This window comes from Synechococcus sp. NOUM97013, from assembly GCF_014279815.1.
Lineage (GTDB): Bacteria > Cyanobacteriota > Cyanobacteriia > PCC-6307 > Cyanobiaceae > Synechococcus_C.
In genome coordinates, this window is the sequence record NZ_CP047941.1 from 965,775 (window position 1) to 980,406 (window position 14,632).

26 protein-coding genes are annotated in these 14,632 nt (G+C 53.9%); 14 read left to right on the plus strand and 12 right to left on the minus strand.

The genetic code is table 11. The features are described 5' to 3' along the window. Positions 1–68 precede the first annotated feature (68 nt). A complete protein-coding gene (locus SynNOUM97013_RS04940; protein ID WP_186481029.1) occupies positions 69–329 on the plus strand; it encodes a hypothetical protein in 261 nt (86 codons plus the stop codon). Here SynNOUM97013_RS04940 and SynNOUM97013_RS04945 read toward each other — a convergent pair. Next, entirely contained in the window at positions 319–789 is a 471-nt protein-coding gene (locus SynNOUM97013_RS04945) for a lipocalin-like domain-containing protein (RefSeq protein ID WP_186481030.1), read from the minus strand. The two genes, SynNOUM97013_RS04940 and SynNOUM97013_RS04945, sit on opposite strands and share 11 nt — an antisense overlap. 215 nt (positions 790–1,004) lie before the next feature. Between SynNOUM97013_RS04945 and SynNOUM97013_RS04950 the strand changes: the two genes are divergently transcribed. Together SynNOUM97013_RS04950 and SynNOUM97013_RS04955 are read left to right on the plus strand one after the other, a co-directional pair. Beyond that, positions 1,005–1,187 carry a hypothetical protein gene (locus SynNOUM97013_RS04950; protein ID WP_186481031.1) on the plus strand — a complete coding sequence of 61 codons (183 nt, stop codon included), beginning with the start codon at positions 1,005–1,007 and terminating at the stop codon, positions 1,185–1,187. A gap of 88 nt (positions 1,188–1,275) precedes the next feature. Next, positions 1,276–2,481, plus strand: coding sequence for a glycosyltransferase family 2 protein (locus SynNOUM97013_RS04955; RefSeq protein WP_255442997.1), 1,206 nt, complete (start codon positions 1,276–1,278; stop codon positions 2,479–2,481). On the opposite strand, the gene SynNOUM97013_RS04960 is transcribed toward SynNOUM97013_RS04955, so the two are convergent. The 3 genes from SynNOUM97013_RS04960 to SynNOUM97013_RS04970 form a co-directional block, all read right to left on the minus strand. Then, positions 2,469–3,239, minus strand: coding sequence for a GAF domain-containing protein (locus SynNOUM97013_RS04960; protein WP_186481032.1), 771 nt, complete (start codon positions 3,237–3,239; stop codon positions 2,469–2,471). The two genes, SynNOUM97013_RS04955 and SynNOUM97013_RS04960, sit on opposite strands and share 13 nt — an antisense overlap. Positions 3,240–3,978: 739 nt before the next feature. Continuing rightward, a complete protein-coding gene (locus SynNOUM97013_RS04965; RefSeq protein ID WP_186481033.1) occupies positions 3,979–4,173 on the minus strand; it encodes a hypothetical protein in 195 nt (64 codons plus the stop codon). A 246-nt stretch (positions 4,174–4,419) separates the two neighbouring features. Further along, positions 4,420–4,641, minus strand: coding sequence for a hypothetical protein (locus SynNOUM97013_RS04970; RefSeq protein WP_186481034.1), 222 nt, complete (start codon positions 4,639–4,641; stop codon positions 4,420–4,422). Between the two features lie 106 nt (positions 4,642–4,747). Here SynNOUM97013_RS04970 and SynNOUM97013_RS04975 point away from each other — a divergent pair, with 106 nt between their 5' ends. Next, positions 4,748–4,993 (plus strand): TIGR03643 family protein, encoded by a 246-nt coding sequence (locus SynNOUM97013_RS04975; RefSeq protein ID WP_186481035.1) that lies wholly within the window; start codon positions 4,748–4,750, stop codon positions 4,991–4,993. 54 nt (positions 4,994–5,047) lie between these two features. After that, a complete protein-coding gene (locus SynNOUM97013_RS04980) occupies positions 5,048–5,869 on the plus strand; it encodes an SDR family NAD(P)-dependent oxidoreductase (RefSeq protein WP_186481036.1) in 822 nt (273 codons plus the stop codon). Between the two features lie 258 nt (positions 5,870–6,127). Here SynNOUM97013_RS04980 and SynNOUM97013_RS04985 read toward each other — a convergent pair whose 3' ends face one another. Together SynNOUM97013_RS04985 and SynNOUM97013_RS04990 are read right to left on the minus strand one after the other, a co-directional pair. Then, positions 6,128–6,361, minus strand: a complete 234-nt coding sequence (locus SynNOUM97013_RS04985) for a hypothetical protein (protein ID WP_255442999.1) — start codon at positions 6,359–6,361, stop codon at positions 6,128–6,130. Between the two features lie 218 nt (positions 6,362–6,579). Continuing rightward, complete coding sequence (locus tag SynNOUM97013_RS04990; RefSeq protein WP_186481037.1) at positions 6,580–7,428, minus strand: NAD-dependent epimerase/dehydratase family protein; 849 nt, start codon at positions 7,426–7,428, stop codon at positions 6,580–6,582. Positions 7,429–7,575: 147 nt separating this feature from the next. Here SynNOUM97013_RS04990 and SynNOUM97013_RS04995 point away from each other — a divergent pair, with 147 nt between their 5' ends. After that, the gene (locus SynNOUM97013_RS04995; RefSeq protein ID WP_186481038.1) at positions 7,576–7,752 is read left to right on the plus strand and encodes a hypothetical protein; all 177 of its coding nucleotides are present in this window, start codon (positions 7,576–7,578) and stop codon (positions 7,750–7,752) included. Here SynNOUM97013_RS04995 and SynNOUM97013_RS05000 read toward each other — a convergent pair whose 3' ends face one another. Beyond that, on the minus strand, positions 7,753–8,019 hold the full coding sequence (locus SynNOUM97013_RS05000) for a hypothetical protein (protein ID WP_255443001.1): 267 nt from the start codon (positions 8,017–8,019) through the stop codon (positions 7,753–7,755). After that, complete coding sequence (locus tag SynNOUM97013_RS05005) at positions 8,009–8,422, minus strand: YccF domain-containing protein (RefSeq protein ID WP_186481440.1); 414 nt, start codon at positions 8,420–8,422, stop codon at positions 8,009–8,011. The genes SynNOUM97013_RS05000 and SynNOUM97013_RS05005 overlap by 11 nt, the downstream gene beginning before the upstream one ends. A 100-nt stretch (positions 8,423–8,522) precedes the next feature. Here SynNOUM97013_RS05005 and SynNOUM97013_RS05010 point away from each other — a divergent pair, with 100 nt between their 5' ends. Beyond that, the gene (locus tag SynNOUM97013_RS05010; protein ID WP_186481039.1) at positions 8,523–8,750 is read left to right on the plus strand and encodes a Nif11-like leader peptide family natural product precursor; all 228 of its coding nucleotides are present in this window, start codon (positions 8,523–8,525) and stop codon (positions 8,748–8,750) included. Between the two features lie 5 nt (positions 8,751–8,755). Here the strand turns inward: SynNOUM97013_RS05010 and SynNOUM97013_RS05015 are convergent, their stop codons facing one another. Continuing rightward, the gene (locus SynNOUM97013_RS05015; protein WP_186481040.1) at positions 8,756–9,118 is read right to left on the minus strand and encodes a hypothetical protein; all 363 of its coding nucleotides are present in this window, start codon (positions 9,116–9,118) and stop codon (positions 8,756–8,758) included. 141 nt (positions 9,119–9,259) lie between these two features. On the opposite strand from SynNOUM97013_RS05015, the gene SynNOUM97013_RS05020 reads away from it, so the two are divergent. Beyond that, positions 9,260–9,547: a hypothetical protein gene (locus SynNOUM97013_RS05020; protein ID WP_370586449.1), complete on the plus strand. Its 288-nt coding sequence runs from the start codon at positions 9,260–9,262 to the stop codon at positions 9,545–9,547. A 135-nt stretch (positions 9,548–9,682) separates the two neighbouring features. Here the strand turns inward: SynNOUM97013_RS05020 and SynNOUM97013_RS05025 are convergent, their stop codons facing one another. Continuing rightward, positions 9,683–9,946, minus strand: coding sequence for a 2TM domain-containing protein (locus tag SynNOUM97013_RS05025; protein WP_186481041.1), 264 nt, complete (start codon positions 9,944–9,946; stop codon positions 9,683–9,685). A gap of 217 nt (positions 9,947–10,163) precedes the next feature. Here SynNOUM97013_RS05025 and SynNOUM97013_RS05030 point away from each other — a divergent pair, with 217 nt between their 5' ends. Then, positions 10,164–10,379, plus strand: a complete 216-nt coding sequence (locus SynNOUM97013_RS05030) for a Nif11-like leader peptide family natural product precursor (RefSeq protein WP_186481042.1) — start codon at positions 10,164–10,166, stop codon at positions 10,377–10,379. A 413-nt stretch (positions 10,380–10,792) separates the two neighbouring features. Continuing rightward, positions 10,793–10,966, plus strand: a complete 174-nt coding sequence (locus tag SynNOUM97013_RS05035) for a Nif11-like leader peptide family RiPP precursor (RefSeq protein WP_186481043.1) — start codon at positions 10,793–10,795, stop codon at positions 10,964–10,966. 94 nt (positions 10,967–11,060) lie between these two features. Here the strand turns inward: SynNOUM97013_RS05035 and SynNOUM97013_RS05040 are convergent, their stop codons facing one another. Continuing rightward, complete coding sequence (locus tag SynNOUM97013_RS05040; protein WP_186481044.1) at positions 11,061–12,134, minus strand: DUF4145 domain-containing protein; 1,074 nt, start codon at positions 12,132–12,134, stop codon at positions 11,061–11,063. Between the two features lie 55 nt (positions 12,135–12,189). Between SynNOUM97013_RS05040 and SynNOUM97013_RS05045 the strand changes: the two genes are divergently transcribed. Both SynNOUM97013_RS05045 and dcd read left to right on the plus strand, forming a co-directional pair. Then, entirely contained in the window at positions 12,190–12,477 is a 288-nt protein-coding gene (locus SynNOUM97013_RS05045; protein ID WP_255443002.1) for a hypothetical protein, read from the plus strand. 109 nt (positions 12,478–12,586) lie between these two features. After that, positions 12,587–13,111, plus strand: coding sequence for a dCTP deaminase (gene dcd / locus SynNOUM97013_RS05050; RefSeq protein ID WP_186481045.1), 525 nt, complete (start codon positions 12,587–12,589; stop codon positions 13,109–13,111). Between the two features lie 12 nt (positions 13,112–13,123). Here dcd and SynNOUM97013_RS05055 read toward each other — a convergent pair whose 3' ends face one another. After that, a complete protein-coding gene (locus SynNOUM97013_RS05055; protein ID WP_186481046.1) occupies positions 13,124–13,651 on the minus strand; it encodes a superoxide dismutase family protein in 528 nt (175 codons plus the stop codon). Between the two features lie 213 nt (positions 13,652–13,864). On the opposite strand from SynNOUM97013_RS05055, the gene SynNOUM97013_RS05060 reads away from it, so the two are divergent. Both SynNOUM97013_RS05060 and SynNOUM97013_RS05065 read left to right on the plus strand, forming a co-directional pair. Then, positions 13,865–14,104: a hypothetical protein gene (locus SynNOUM97013_RS05060; RefSeq protein WP_186481047.1), complete on the plus strand. Its 240-nt coding sequence runs from the start codon at positions 13,865–13,867 to the stop codon at positions 14,102–14,104. A 108-nt stretch (positions 14,105–14,212) separates the two neighbouring features. After that, complete coding sequence (locus SynNOUM97013_RS05065) at positions 14,213–14,497, plus strand: DUF427 domain-containing protein (protein WP_186481048.1); 285 nt, start codon at positions 14,213–14,215, stop codon at positions 14,495–14,497. Positions 14,498–14,632 lie beyond the last annotated feature (135 nt).

Consider the following 14,632-nt stretch of genomic DNA (forward strand, 5'->3'; position numbering starts at 1 on the left):
CGCTTGTACAAGACTGACACTCGCGTTTGGGATTGCTATCTCCTTGGAGGAGAGTTGTTGCCTTCTGGATGGACTGGTTGTTTCCCGTGGTTGTTGTGGTGACCCATGTGGTCAGCGCCTGTTTTGCCAAGACCATCGCTGCACAGAAAGCTCGCAGCAGCATGAAGTGGTTCTGGGCGGGGCTGATCTTTGGTTGGTTAGGCCTGATTGCTGCTGCAGGCCTTCCCGACCGGCACCAAATCGTGTATCTGAGGTATCTGGCGGAATCTCAGGGATATCAGCCACGACATGCCTGCGGTGGCAACACAGATGATTCGATTAATTCCTGAAATCACTTTGACAGCGTTGGAAGCAGACGATGCTCCGTGTTAACCCTTTTTCTGGCCAGTTTGGCATCACACGCCAAGGCGTCTGGACCACGAGTTTGTCGCCCTCAATCAGAAAGTAGCGGGTTTGTTCTGTTCCGACCCATTGAGGGTTCCAGGCAGCATCCACACGGGTGACCCATTGATTGCCATCGAGTTGATACGTCCCTGTGTAGGCAATCATGCTGTTGAACAAATCGGCACTGTCTTGGACACACTCAGGTGCTTGCCGATTTTCAGCTGTCAGTGTGAATGAAACACGACCCTCAGGGGTGAAAATAACGTAACCACTCGGTTTCTGACCCATTGGATTGAACATCAAACCGGTGGATTTGACCTCCACTCCATAGCTCACCAGTTGCCATGCACCGTAGATCGATAAGCCCGAGACCAGTTGTCGTTGTTGCGTCGAGGATTGGCTCAAAACACTGTCAGGACCTCAAACGAAGCTAACAATCTTGCTCTGCCTGTACACCCACCTTGGGGGGTGATTCGGCTGATTCTTTCCAATTGGTCTTGTGAACCGTTGCCATGGTTACCGTTCACCGTCCACCATCTCAATGGCTTGTTCAATTGGTCGCTGATCACACATCTGCTTGATGCACGCCGCGGTGTCATGCCTGCATTCGCAACGCGTTCATGCCTGCTCCATTGCCTCCTCTGGGCTCCAGTGTTGAACCTCAGCTCAGCGCATTCTCCGGTGATCTGGTGGCGGTTCCCTTTTGGATGAATGGTTGTGCTCAGGTGGCTCACGTCAGTCGAGAGGGGCTGCGTCGTTGCCGTCAGGACCTTTTGGCCACCGGTGCCGTGTTGCTCAACTGAGGGCAGGACTGTTGCGATCGTCCCGATCATGAAGAAGCCCGCCCCGTCCTCAAGGTGATTTGCTGGGGTGTGTGTGCTTGCCGATCACTTGACCCCGCTGCTTCCTTTTGCATTGCTGTTGACCGCTGCGTTGGTCGCGGCCTGCATCGGGCTTCTGATCTTGCAGCTTGGCTTGATGCGTGTGTTTGCCGCTGCACCGTCATTGCAACCCGCGTTTGAGGCTGATGTGCCGGAGACATCGATTTGTGTGGTGATCCCCGCTTACAACGAGGCTCTCAACGTTGGACCATGCCTGACCAGTGTTCTCCGCAGTGCCACTCCCTGCCGCGACTGGCGTGTGTTGCTGGTCGATGACGCCTCTACTGACAACACGATTCAACAGGCTCAACTCACGGTTTCAGCCTTGGATGCCAATGTTTCCAGGTTTGATCTGTTGCAGGCTGGGCCGCGTCCGGACGGTGAACGTTGGGTCGGCAAGAATTGGGCCTGTGCCCGTGCCATGCAGCAGGTCCAGGCCGAATGGGTGCTGTTCCTTGATGCTGATGTTCAGTTAAGACCGCAGGCTCTTCATCGCGCCTTGCATCAGGCCATTCACGACAAGGCTGATTTGCTCAGCCTTGCCCCCCGTTTGCGGTGCGGCTGTCTTGCTGAATGGATGGTTCAGCCAATCATGGCCAGTCTGCTGGGGCTTGGTTTTCCAATCGAAGCCGCGAACGATCCTGACTCTGATGTGGCCTTCGCAGCAGGCCCCTTCATGTTGTTTCGACGGAGCGCTTACGAGCAGATCGGTGGTCATCAAGGCCTCGCCGCTGAAGTCGTGGAGGATCTCGCTTTGGCTCGGCTGATCAAACGACAGGGATTGCGTTTGCGTTATTTGCTGGGTCTTGATGCAGTGGATTTACGGATGTATGTCGACCTCGCTTCGCTGTGGGAAGGCTGGACTAAAAACTGGTTGCTCGGCTTGGATGGTGACCCGATTAAGGCGCTTGGTGCATCGGCTGTGGTGGTGCTGATGTTCAGCCTGCCTTGGTTGCTTTTGCCCGCATCACTGTTGCTGCTCAGTTTGATCCCTTCCCACGCAGTCTGGTGGTTTGCTTCCGTGATCCTTTCGGTGACGGCGATCGTTCAGCAGTTCTTGATTCGTCGTTGGAACTGTCAACGCTTCGAGATGCCGCTCACGTACTGGTGGCTGATGGGAGCAGGAGGCTTGCTCGTTGGTGCGATTGGCCCGGTCTCTGTGTGGCGCACGCTCACAGGGCGTGGTTGGACCTGGAAAGGACGTCAGCTGACATGATCCCGTGGATTCTTTTGGGATGCCTGGTGAAGCTCATGCTCTGAAGTGTGGAGTCCGGTGGTCCAGGCTTCCACCACTTCAGGGAAATGTTCTTCAATACAGCTGTCGCAGATTCCATGGGAAAAATTCAGATTGGTGCGCTGAGAGAGGAATTGATCCAGATAAATCCAATGTCCTCGTTCATCTCTGGCTTTGCGGCAGTAGCTGCAGGTGGAGATCATGCCAGGGGGCTTATCTGATGAGCAGAACGATTCCAACAACTTGATCGAACGCTTGCGCAGATCGAGAAAGACCACGACCTGGCGCGCCAGCGCCTCCATGATCTGCATCTGATCCTCAGAGAGATGGTTGGGTCTTCGGTCGATCACACACAGTGTGCCGATCCGATGCGCTTCATCGTTGTTCAGCGGAAAACCTGCATAAAAGCGGATTTTTGGATCGCCACAAACCAACGGATTATCGACAAATCGCTCATCTTTGAGTGCATCGGTCACGATCAATGGTTGGTCGTTATGGATGGCATGGGCGCAGAAGGACCAATCGCGGGGCGTTTCGTCTGCGGTGATGCCGACCTTTGATTTGAACCACTGGCGCTTGGAGTCGACAAGGCTTATCAAGGAAATCGGTGTGCGGCATACCAAGGACGCCATACGAGTGATGTCGTCATAGGACTGCTCAGGCCGCGTCCCGAGAATTCTGTATTCACTCAGTGCTTTCAAGCGCTCTTGCTCGTTCTCAGGAATGAGCGCTGGTTGCATCGATCGGGCCTTTCCTACAACCTATGCCTGAATATGGGATGCCGCTCAAGTGGCAATGGAAATTCACTTGATAGCTCAACGTGTGTAAAGATTCGATGATTTCCATTCTTCTTATGAAGTGGCCCGAAGGAACGCATTCATTCTCGACACGCGGGCTCAAGGGTTCCTAAAGCTCAGACCACATCAATGATTGAGGGTCGTTTGGTTCCTGCTTAATAGTGTGTGATATCGCAATCATGTTGTAACGAACGAACGTTGGATGCTTCTGATCTGGGATCCATCATCACGGCAAGCCATCAGGCAGATTTCAATGCAACGTGCATCTCCTGGTTTCTGCTGATCGTCATTCCATGCCAAGCAACCACCGTCATCAAGGGTGACGCGATGAGTGTTCAAAACCCGAGGTACACCGAAAGAGCATCTCAAGATCGATCAATCTCATCGTGGAGTAGTACCTCCATGATGTGGTCGATGTCGGACCTTGTTCCGCGGGTTCGCTCGAATGAACAAGAACCATTGACGTTCAAGCCAGTCAGTCTCTGATCACGCTCAAGCTTCGGTTCAACAACGTTCTTGTGATGCAGGATGTCTGAAGAACCTGCATCCATTCGCTGCGCAATTGGTGAAAGGTTGACGAGAGGACCTCTCTCAATGAGAACTCCCCTCGACGGGGAGCTGACGACCAAGCGAATGCTCGAGTCAGAACCCCAGAGGTGTGCTTCGGCCGTCTGTCTCCGCCTTATTCGTCGAAGACCTTGCACTCAGGGGAGCCGGGGTGTGTATCGCAGATCTGGTCGAGCACCTTGTCACGGTGACGGCTCTCAGGGTTGTTGACGCCCGCATCTTTTTTGGGGTCGAATTCGTCGGGAGAGTGCTTCTCGTTGGTGCCGTAGGGGAGTTCGTACTCCTCAAACTTGTGCTTTCCTTCAGTCATTGCGCAATTCCTCCGGGAGAACGAATTTCTGATGGTCTGACATTAGGAGCGCTGCTTCAAGAACGCTGCATCTTTGTCAATTTTTCGGGCCTCTCGCTTTTGAAAGGTCATGGTCGCGGTTTTTCGCCAGCGAGTGATGAGCAGCCTGGCTTTGAAGGCGGTTGTGCCGTGAAGTCGCCCGCATCAGTGCATTCAGCAAAGAGCTGCGATCGCCATGCAGTCGAACCATGGTCTTGCTCTTGAGATTCACTTGCAATAAAGCATGGTTTTGGCTTTGGTGCAACTCATTCTCAATAGGAAGGTGGTTGGTGGTGGTGGCTTGCTGCTGACCGCTTCGGCGTGGCTCAATATTTCGTTACATTGCGTTTGACGCTTAGCGCTCTCCTCGGCTGCCGCTGATGACCTTGCTTCTCCCTTCAACAGCGAAAGATCTTGAAGGAACATCCCCTTCATCGTCTGCTCCTGCATTTCTCGAGGCCAAAGACACCATTGAGGAGATGCGTTGGAGTGAGTTTGACCGAGCTGTTGCCCTTTTCGAGCAACCCGAACACTGACCCCGTTCCTCCCCTTCACAATGTCGTCGCAGTTTTTGTCCACGCAAGACATCGACAGGGTGATCGAAATGGCTTGGGAAGATCGAACTCCTTTTGAAGCCATTGAATTTCAATTTGGGCTTTCTGAATCAGCTGTCATCGCTCTAATGCGTGCGGAACTGAAGAGCGCGTCTTTTCGTGCTTGGCGGCGGCGAGTGTCTGGTCGCAAAAGCAAGCATGGACGCAGCAATATCTCGGATCGCTTCAAAGCTGCCTGTCACCGTTGATTGCGGCTTTCCTGCCATCCACTCCTTCAAACAGACTCCATTGCCATGGATTTCATGACGAGCTCTGGTCGCACAGTGTTGATCACGGGAGCTTCCAGCGGCATTGGCCTCGCAAGTGCCCACCGGTTATTGGATCGTGGCTGGCGCGTGTTTGCCGCTGCTCGCCGACTGGAGAACATGGAATCACTGCGCCAGCGTGGTGCTGAGGTTCTGCCTTTGGATGTTGCTTCAGAGGCCTCACGGCGCCAATTGGCTGATGCCATTTCCACTCGCGTTGGAGTGCTAGATGCGCTTGTCAATAATGCGGGATTCGGTGAAGTCGGACCTGTGGAGACCATGGCTCTGGATCAAGCTCGCCAGATGTTTGAAGTGAATCTTTTTGGGCTGATCGGTCTGACGCAATTGTTGCTCCCTCAGATGCGAGAGCAACGCTCTGGGCGAATCGTCAATGTGTCATCCATCGCCGGCAGGTTTGTCACTCCTGGAGCAGGTTGGTACGGCGCAAGCAAGCATGCACTCGAAGGCATCAGTGATGCGCTGAGGCTGGAAATGCATCGTTTTGGTGTTCAGGTGGTGCTTGTGGAGCCCGGTCTGATTCGGACGGGCTTTGAAGCGGTCGCTGATGACTCAATGCAAAAGCATTGCGCAGACCCGATTTGGGGTTCGATGATGCGGAACGTCTCGGCTGGATGGTCCGAGGGTTTCCTAAAGGGGTCGTCCCCGGATGTTGTGGCCAACACGATTGTGACTGCCTTGGAAGCCGATCGTCCGAAAGCGCGTTATCGATGCGGTCGGGAATCGGAGTCGGTGTTAGTGCAGCGCTTCATGCCAACGGCGGTTTGGGATGCGTTGGTGCGCAAACGCATGATTGGTTAATGGATCGATAGATCCCATTCATAGCTCCCAAGAATGGCAAGGAGCGCTCGGCTGCGGCTGTGGTGCTGGTTGAGAAGGGCAAGCATCTCGTCAAGTCGTTGACCGAAACAACCTGGGATGTGGACAGGCTCCCCGTCAGCTGTGGTTGGCTGGATCTGATTTCGAAATGATCCACCTCATGCCATCTAAAGGTCTGCATCCGTTTCCATTGATCGAAGTCACTGCCTCGGTTGTGACTTACGACGCGTGAAGCCTTCGTCACTCTTGCTGGAGGAAATTCGGGATGAGTCGAGCCTTGTAATCGCGAGGATCAACTGGGCCATGGCGTTGGATGGCATTCACCAACCCCACGCTTTCACTGGTGCGGTTGATCGCTGCATGGGGGATGCAGGGCGGGATCCTGACCCAAAGACGATCTGTGTCGCAGAGATGAATGCACTCGAAAGCTTTGTTCTGCAAAATCATCAGGTCGAGGCTGCCACGCAGAACCATCAGTTGATCGGTTTGATTGCGATAGCAATAAAGATCAGAATTGGGACTTGGTTTGACTTCGGCGGTTAGAATTTGAATTTCGATTCTGCATTGGTCTGATTATTGATGGCTCGGTTATGATGAAATTACAACCTGGAGAGATGCAATCATTGCCACGAATTGCTTTGTTTGTGAGCAATAGATGATGTGAATCATCCATTGTTGGATTGGTGATGCCGTTACGGAGCTGCGACAGGAATCAGCATTGATGGTGACATCAGCTGGAATCCCTCGTTTTTTAGCTTTGAATTGGAGACGCGGGCATTCATGTTCCGTTCGGTTTGTGATGGGGTGTGACTCCAGAGCACTGGTGGGAGTCCATCAAGATCACAAATCATCGTTGAAAGTTCTCGGCGGCTGAGTTGCATGTCATCCACCAGGTTGTAAATCCCTTCCAATTGGCGCTCGTAGGCAAAATAAATTCCCCGTGTGATGTCAACAATGTTGCTCCAGGCCGTGACTGCATTTCCATACTTCGGCACATGTTGACCAGCCGCTTGACGAATCATGGACACCATGTCTCGTCCGGGGCCGTAAATGCCCCCTAGCCTGAAAACGCAAATTTTGAGGTTGTCGCTGCTGAGATTCAAGACAAGCTCTTCGGCTGCTCCCAGCAATGCATTGACCGGCGAGTGAGCGTCTACGGCTGACTCTTCCGTTACCAACGCTCCCCCTTGGTCTCCGTAGAGTCCGGCGCTGCTGATGTAGGTGATGTGAAGAGGACTTTGCCTTGGTCGTTGGCGCAGCGCGTGGGTGAGATTCCGAATTCCGCGGGCGAACACACTGCTGTATCCCTCTCCTTTCATGGTCGGTGCCACGCTGATCAAGAGCCCGTCGAGTCGCTCTGTAAAGCTCAGATCCAGGGTGGCATCGGTGATATCTAAGAGGTGAGCGCTATGTAGAAGCTCCTGCAACTCTCCAAGTCTTGCTTTGGAGCGTGTCGTGCCGACGACGTGGTGGTTGGCGTACTTGAGGCGAATGGCAGTGTCCATGCCGACGTAGCCACAGCCGATCACTCCAAATCGCATGCTCTTCGGGCACGTTAGTCAATGAATGTTTACAGCTCTTGACCTTTGGTTGGTGCAGCGGTCCCTACCGTTCAGCGGTTCCTGTGTTCGTGGATGCTGACGCTGAGCTCGCCATGATTGGCTCGATACCAGAGGAGTCTCTGTTGGATGGATCAGGATCAGCAGTCTCAACTGGAGCGATTGCGCATCGTGTTGGATGTGGCTCGGCGCAACGGCAATCAGCTGTTCATCGAGAATATTGAAAGGGAGATTTCGGCCCTCGAGCGTGGCGCTTGTTCTCCCATCGTTGAGGAGTATTTGACGGATGAAGAGCGGGGCGGATGATCACTCCATGCGTTGCCGGCAGTGCTGTTCCAAGACGGCAAGAAAATCCTCTTTCTTGGGTTGTGTCTGGAAGCGGCTGCTGCTCTTTACGCAGAAACGAATCCATGTTTTTGCGGCTTTGTAGCCAGAGGCGATGACTTCGGCATAGGCCTGCTCGAAGTTTTGCTGAAGGCTCATTTTTGAGGCAATAGCTTGGTAAAGGTCCTCCATCCCGTCTACCTGCGGATCGGCATAGACAGCTTTGATGGATTGGCGCTCAGTGCTCACAACGTCTGGCGGGAACCACTGTCATTCCAACCGGAGCCAGGGCAATCAATGCGAGCTTGAGATGTTGAATTCCGAAAGGGATTCCAACAATGGTGATAAAGCAGGCCAGCGCTGAAGAGATGTGGCCGATGGCGAGCCACCATCCCGCCACAAGGAACCAAATGATATTGCCGATCAATCCCAGTGGACCTGTTCCTAGATCGCTGCGGCCTGAATGGTCTCTGCGGTTGATCGCTTCTTGCCCAAAAGGCCAAAGCGAGAAACGCCCGATCACAAAGCATGACCGCGCCCACGGCAGTCCAACGATGGTGATGGCACAGAGGAGGCCTGCGAGCCACCAGCCCATGGCCATCACGAGGCCGCCCAGTACCACCCACAGAATGTTGAGCAGAGAACTGATCATTCCTCCACGATCGTGTGCCATTCAGCGCCATTTTGGCTCGGTTTGAGCCTCTTTCTCCGACAGGCGATCATGAATTGCTTTCTTTCACCGGCGTGACCTCGTGACCAAGACGCCTGTTCAGCGTTTTCTGGAGCATCTGGGACGTGACCCTGTGCTCCAGGTGCAGGTTGAGGCCGCGGTGACCGCGGATGAAGTGGCTTTGCTTGCTCAGCAGCTTGGCTATGCCGTCTCAGGAAGCGACCTGTTGATGCTGTCGCGTCGCCATGCACCCGGTGTTCGTGTCACTCGCGTCGATCATCCTGGTGAATACCCAGGCCGTTACTACTGAACGCATCAGGTCAAAGCCATGGCAAGACTGTCTCGACTCGCCACGCTGGTCTCCACTACAGGAGGAAAGAGCAGGAATGCCAGGCAGGTGAGGATCTCATCCAGGCCGTCATCATCGAGAGCCTGTCGGGTGTTGTTGCCGGAAATGCAGAGCCAGGCCAACAGGGTGGATCCATCGCTGTGAATCACCCTGGTCACCTCCCCCAAACGTTCACTGCTGGGAATCGTTTCCATCCCGTGTCTGTCCTCGAGAGTCGCAACGACCCTTGCGAGTAGGTGTTGGCGGTTGAGGCCTGCTTCGGCTTCCAGTTCAACAAACAAATCCGCGCCTTCTGTTTCAAACCGCACGCTGTAGAGCTGTTGAGTCATGCACCGCTCCATCGTTGGCCCCATCAGGGTGTGCAGGCAGTATCGGCACTTGCCCTTAGCTTGCAACGGGTGAAGACCATGGGCTCACCTTTCTTGACATCGGCCCGTCATTGCGTGCTGCGAACTTCAGCTCTATGACCTGTGCGTGGCCTTGATCCCGCTCATGCACTGCTCAGGGGAGACACCTGGACGGAATACACCCCAGAATCAGTTTTCGATGCCGCGACCAATGCCGTGATGCCCGACCCCATGCAGTCGATCAGGATCGTGCGAGATGACGGCCAACAGGATGCAATCACACGTCGTCACTTCAGTCATTACGACGAGGCGTATGACGTCCTGGAACGCTTTTATGCAGATCTTTGCTGTTCGGACGAACGCATCGAGTATTCAATTGTGGATGCCGCTACGACAGCATCAGAGTCCTGAATCGAGTGGGGTTGGGCTTGAATTCTCCTGAATGAGGTATTGCTCAGTCTTCAATCAGATCGACCATGATGACGGCTTTGTGGGGGCTACCACCATTTATCAATGTCGACTTGATGTGGTGATTCAAGTGTTGTTTCAGGACTGCATGCGATCCATTTCACGCTCAATATCTTGGTCGCTGATCGGGTTGTCAGGATGCTCAAAAGACCATGCTTGATAAGCCAGGGCTAGCCCCCAGAAAGCAATCGACCAGGCCGGCCAGAAGTCGCCTTGACCTGACATCGCCCAGATCACGATCAGCGTCAAGTTTGTGATGACATAAGTTTTGAACTGTTTTTTCAGGCCTTTTCGATGTTTGAGGCGAGCGAGAGCTTCGTCTCTAAGCTTTTCGGTGCTCATGGTAAATGTTTCGTGATTTTCCCACTAATTTTGCCACGGCGATTGAAATCAAATCAAAGAGCGTTACAGGAATGAATCCGTAGGCATGAGCATTGTTGATGCATGGGTTGCTGATGCTTTTGCTCAGCAGTTAAAGAAGCTCTCTGAGCTGCTTCCGCGTTTGGGCCGGATCTATGGTTCTTGCTTAGGAGAAGATGGATTGCAGTAGCGACTCACCATGGCTCTTGAACAGCTAAAGGCGTTTCTGGTGCGCATGCAGGACGATCCCGATCTCAAGGCTCGTGTGTTGGCGGCTGCGACTGCCGATGATGTGGCCAAAATTGCGACTGGTTTGGGTTATGAGTTTGCCGGCGACGAGTTGCTTCGCTTCTCCGGGCAGAAGGTGGGGCGTGTCACCGTCTCCAAGCAGGAAACGCCCGGTGAATACAACTAATGTTGTATGCCTCATTAGCGCTAGAGCTTTGACCCTTCGCTTGAGGTGCGGATGAAGCGTCTTCCAGGCCGCAGTCGGCCTCGGTGGCTTCAGCAGCTGCTTGGATTGGGTGTGTTGGTGATCGCGACAATATGGATGATCACCTTGATCCCTCTTCTTTTGGTGGTGGGATTGATTGCTGCAGTTCTGTTGATCCCTGTCCTGCGGCAGATGCGTAAGGAGATTGATCGGTTAGAGCGAAGTCAGCGTGGTGACCCAGAACCACCACATGATGTCACTCCTTGGCATCGACGCGCTTGGAATCGATGGCAAAACCGATAAAGGCTTGGTTGAAGCTTAGGCATGACTGAAGTAATCCCAATTTTATGAATCGTTTTTGTCTGCCATTGATGCAAGCCGCTGCTATCGATTGATTGTATTTCTCCGGTCCTCCAACATCAGAAGAGCAGCTCAAGGCACTCCAAGAAGCCTTCAAGACTGATGGAGCTCTTAAGGAGAAGCTCAAAGCAGCGACTGATCCTGATGCCGTATTGACAATTGCCAAGCCTGCTTCAATCACCCCAAAAAGACCATCAATCAGCCTTTAATGCCTGGCACTATCGCCCGTACTTAGTGGTTTTTTGTGCCGATTATCCATACAGGTTGAAGCTGCTTTTTTTAATCGAAAATTGAAATAAAGCTCTATTTTATCCATGGGTATTCTGAAAGAACGCGTCGCAGAGAACACAGCATGGCAATCACATCGTGCTGTCCGATTCTTCGATTGCTACCCGCGTCCTGTGGGTGTCCCATCCAATTCCCGAAGGTCCGAACCTGGTGCATGCAACTCAGTAGCCAGGGGTCCATTCCTAAGAGTCTGAGTTGTTGGATCCCTTGATTCAGCCCGCGTAGCTCATGATCACCATGGCATCGCAAGTTATGGCTGACCAATCGTTCCAGCAGTCGTCGTGCGTGCATCCCGAGTGAGATGGGCGAGAACTCATCGCTTTCGAGCAGCCGCAGAAGTTCGCTGAGATCAGGTGTGATTCGTAGTGGTTGCAGGCTTTCATCGTCAAGGAGTCCCCTAAGCAGCCGACGGAGTTGTTCAAGGCTCGCCATGTCATTGGGGCGTTCAATCAGTGTGTGATGGGGATCCTGCCTTTGAATGGCACAGTCTATGGTTTGACCCAGCGGTCGCATCACGGCATCTTCAGCGTCGAACAGGATCAAGCGGTGCAGTTCGGGCAGATGTCGGAAGCCCTGGCGGCAAAGCTCCAGCAATCTGGAGTAATCGCGCTTTTCCTCATGGCTGGTCGGGTGCAGGCCAAATAACGGAGCAGCGACGGTGTGGCAACGAATGCCCTGCATCGGCAGGATCGCCAGCAGTGAAAACAGGCGGTTGAAGGCATCCCATGGTTTGTTGGCCTGAGGACCTGCTTCTAAACCTGCAGCGACGACAGCCACCCGTTGAAAATGGCTGCTGGTCCTTCGACCGTCTTTGTTGGTTGCCACTGGATGCAGCTTCAGCGGTTGGCTGACCCAGCTGTTCAGCAGGCTTCCGCTGAGGTCCACAGCTTTGGGGATGCTCTCAAGCTGTAGGCCAAAACTGCTCTGCAGCTCCATCATCGAGCTGTTGTGATGGCTCTCCTCATCCAGGTCAGTGGCCGAGATCGCGAGCAGATCCACATCCAGACCCATCTCGGGAAATAAGCCCGCCCTCAGTTCCAGATTGCGTGCGCCGTTGCTCGTTTCCAGATCAAACGCATTGAGGAACATGTGCGGAAGCAACCACCCGATGATCTTCGGTCAGACCGCGTTGATCCGATGCAGGATGGTTGCAGTCATCCATGCAGCGTCGCTGCCGCGAGATCCCTTGGATTCCATCGATCCTCTTCTGCAAGCAGCTTCCATTGCGGATGCAATCGAGCTTTTGTCAGACCAACTCACCCCGGCTGTGATCCGTGCAGCGCGATCGGATGCCAAGGGTCGCGCTGAGCTGGATCGGATCGAATATGCGCTTGGAACGATTGGCAAGGCGTTAATCCTCACTGATTACACCATCGATGAGGAGAAGGACATGGACAAACTCCAGGCGTTCCGGGAATCGCAGCAACGTTGATCAAGTCGCGTCCGTGACGTCTCAGGGTTGATGACAGCGACGCCTTGTTGGGTTGTGCTGGCCCTCAGCGGAGAACACCCATACCCTGAAAAACCTTGCTTCGGGTCTTATGGCAGTCCTGGGACGACAGGCCATTTTGAGCGCGATTGATCGTGGTGCGATCACGATTTCGCCTTTTGATCCAGCAAAGGTAGGCCCCGCTTCGGTTGATCTCACCCTGGCCAACAGCTTTCGGGTGTTCCGGAAGGTTCATGAAGTGGTCGATGTGGACGAGGACACCGATTACCGCTCATTTACCGACAAGGTTGATGTGAAGGATGGCGATCACATTCTGATCATGCCCGGGGAGACGATTCTTGGAATCACTCAGGAGCGCCTACGCCTCAGCCCGGGTCTTTGTGGATGGTTAGAAGGACGGAGTCGTTTTGCTCGGCTCGGCTTGATGGTTCATATCAGTGCACCATTCATGGGCCCTGGCATTGATAGCCAGCAAGTGCTCGAAATGAGCAATTTCGGGCCTGCCCCGTTGGCTGTGCATCCCGGTACGGCGATCTGTCAGTTCATCTTTCAGACGCTGGATGGAGAAGAGCACTACCAGGGCCGTTTTGCCGGTCAAAGCCAGGAGAGCTTCTGATCGGATGTGGTGTTAATTCGCCACACCGCAGGCGACACGGGCACCGCCACCGCCAAGCGACGGTGTATCGCTGTAGGTGTCGCCCCCGGCATGCACAATCAGCGCATGACCTGAGAGGTCTGCGGTGTTAAGTCGAGGTGCAACGACATCGGTACGTGTGACGCCATCTGCATCCACGATCAACCGGCTTAAATCACCGCGATGTCCTTCGCCGAACGGGCCCTGGTGTGTATTGGTCTGATCGGGATCCCAGTGGCCAAGGGCTGCGAGCCCTGCAATAGCGATCCCTTCATCATTCCGAGCGATTTCGCATGATTCACCCGCATGCAGATGGAATCCATGCTCCCCTTCGCGCAAGCCTTGAAGTGAGGGTCTGATCACCAAGCCGTCGGGTCCGTCCTCTGCCTGAATGGTTCCGATCGACTCGCCGATGCCTTGATTGCTGATGCTGTTCATCGTGATTGTGATGTTGTTCGCCATGGCGGCACTAGGCCACAGCAAAAGGCAGCACAGGGATAGGAGGGGGACGAGTCGATGCATTCGGCGCTGATCAAGTTCAAGCATTCTGAAGTGACCAAAGCATGGGTGTGACCCTGCGTGCTTAAAGCTGCCTGTGTTGTTCCGTGTGTGTGGACGTTGGTTGGTTGAGCTGCATTCCTCCCATCATTCCGTTCAAAGCCTTTGCATCTCGGTTGAACAGATTATTGTCCTTGACATTGCTGGACAATGAACCTGTAGCTCTCACGATCGGTCATGCGAATTGCTGACTTCCTGTATCGAAAGTTCGGACTCAATATTTATAAAGCTGCTCCAAACTTGCGTGCTCAACCACTTGAGCAAGATGCGCCTCCACGCTCTCAAAAGAGTGCCGAGGAGCCTGAAGTACCCAGCCAACTAGCAGTCTCGTCCTCCGAGGTCATTCATATCGGTCCGCGTGGTGGTCGTTACAAAGTTGACTCCAAAGGTCGCAAGGTCTATCTCAAGGCCAGCTGAAGCGGATGTTTTGGCTCTTGACCGCTGCATGTTGCGATCGGACTGTTGAAGTCCTGGTTTGAATGCGCAGCGGCCTGCGTCACAATCATTTGAGTTCTGACAGGCAAGATGCAGGCGATTTTTAATGGAACGGTTCTCGCCGAGAGCGATGACATCGTGGTCGTGGATGGGAATCCGTATTTCCCTCGCGAAGCAATGCGCGCGGAGTTTTTTCGTGCGTCCTCGCACTCCACAGTTTGTGGCTGGAAAGGTGAGGCTCGCTACTGGGATGTGGTGGTGGAAGGTCAAGAGCTTCCCAATGTGGTTTGGAGTTACGACTCCCCGAAGCCTGATGCTGAGCGCATCCGTGAGCGGTTCGCCTTCTACCGCGGCCGGGGAATTGTGGTGAATTGAGCCTTCAGCGATTGCGGCTTCGCCGGTTGGCCTTCCGGGTGCCGCCATATTGGTAACCCGGTTGGGACTTCAGCTTCGGCCAGCATTCAGGGCAAACCATCAACCACGTCTTCAGCCTTTGCGTTCGCACGCGGT

Excerpts from the sequence above, each read along its gene's own strand:
- SynNOUM97013_RS04940 (WP_186481029.1), top strand. The coding sequence starts at position 69 with ATGGACTGGTTGTTTCCCGTGGTTGTTGTGGTGACCCATGTGGTCAGC.
- SynNOUM97013_RS04950 (WP_186481031.1), top strand. The coding sequence starts at position 1,005 with ATGCCTGCTCCATTGCCTCCTCTGGGCTCCAGTGTTGAACCTCAGCTC.
- SynNOUM97013_RS04960 (WP_186481032.1), bottom strand. The coding sequence starts at position 3,239 with ATGCAACCAGCGCTCATTCCTGAGAACGAGCAAGAGCGCTTGAAAGCA.
- SynNOUM97013_RS04965 (WP_186481033.1), bottom strand. The coding sequence starts at position 4,173 with ATGACTGAAGGAAAGCACAAGTTTGAGGAGTACGAACTCCCCTACGGC.
- SynNOUM97013_RS04970 (WP_186481034.1), bottom strand. The coding sequence starts at position 4,641 with ATGCAGGAGCAGACGATGAAGGGGATGTTCCTTCAAGATCTTTCGCTG.
- SynNOUM97013_RS04975 (WP_186481035.1), top strand. The coding sequence starts at position 4,748 with ATGTCGTCGCAGTTTTTGTCCACGCAAGACATCGACAGGGTGATCGAA.
- SynNOUM97013_RS04980 (WP_186481036.1), top strand. The coding sequence starts at position 5,048 with ATGACGAGCTCTGGTCGCACAGTGTTGATCACGGGAGCTTCCAGCGGC.
- SynNOUM97013_RS04985 (WP_255442999.1), bottom strand. The coding sequence starts at position 6,361 with ATGGTTCTGCGTGGCAGCCTCGACCTGATGATTTTGCAGAACAAAGCT.
- SynNOUM97013_RS04990 (WP_186481037.1), bottom strand. The coding sequence starts at position 7,428 with ATGCGATTTGGAGTGATCGGCTGTGGCTACGTCGGCATGGACACTGCC.
- SynNOUM97013_RS04995 (WP_186481038.1), top strand. The coding sequence starts at position 7,576 with ATGGATCAGGATCAGCAGTCTCAACTGGAGCGATTGCGCATCGTGTTG.
- SynNOUM97013_RS05005 (WP_186481440.1), bottom strand. The coding sequence starts at position 8,422 with ATGATCAGTTCTCTGCTCAACATTCTGTGGGTGGTACTGGGCGGCCTC.
- SynNOUM97013_RS05015 (WP_186481040.1), bottom strand. The coding sequence starts at position 9,118 with ATGACTCAACAGCTCTACAGCGTGCGGTTTGAAACAGAAGGCGCGGAT.
- SynNOUM97013_RS05025 (WP_186481041.1), bottom strand. The coding sequence starts at position 9,946 with ATGAGCACCGAAAAGCTTAGAGACGAAGCTCTCGCTCGCCTCAAACAT.
- SynNOUM97013_RS05030 (WP_186481042.1), top strand. The coding sequence starts at position 10,164 with ATGGCTCTTGAACAGCTAAAGGCGTTTCTGGTGCGCATGCAGGACGAT.
- SynNOUM97013_RS05040 (WP_186481044.1), bottom strand. The coding sequence starts at position 12,134 with ATGTTCCTCAATGCGTTTGATCTGGAAACGAGCAACGGCGCACGCAAT.
- SynNOUM97013_RS05045 (WP_255443002.1), top strand. The coding sequence starts at position 12,190 with ATGGTTGCAGTCATCCATGCAGCGTCGCTGCCGCGAGATCCCTTGGAT.
- dcd (WP_186481045.1), top strand. The coding sequence starts at position 12,587 with ATGGCAGTCCTGGGACGACAGGCCATTTTGAGCGCGATTGATCGTGGT.
- SynNOUM97013_RS05055 (WP_186481046.1), bottom strand. The coding sequence starts at position 13,651 with ATGCATCGACTCGTCCCCCTCCTATCCCTGTGCTGCCTTTTGCTGTGG.
- SynNOUM97013_RS05060 (WP_186481047.1), top strand. The coding sequence starts at position 13,865 with ATGCGAATTGCTGACTTCCTGTATCGAAAGTTCGGACTCAATATTTAT.
- SynNOUM97013_RS05065 (WP_186481048.1), top strand. The coding sequence starts at position 14,213 with ATGCAGGCGATTTTTAATGGAACGGTTCTCGCCGAGAGCGATGACATC.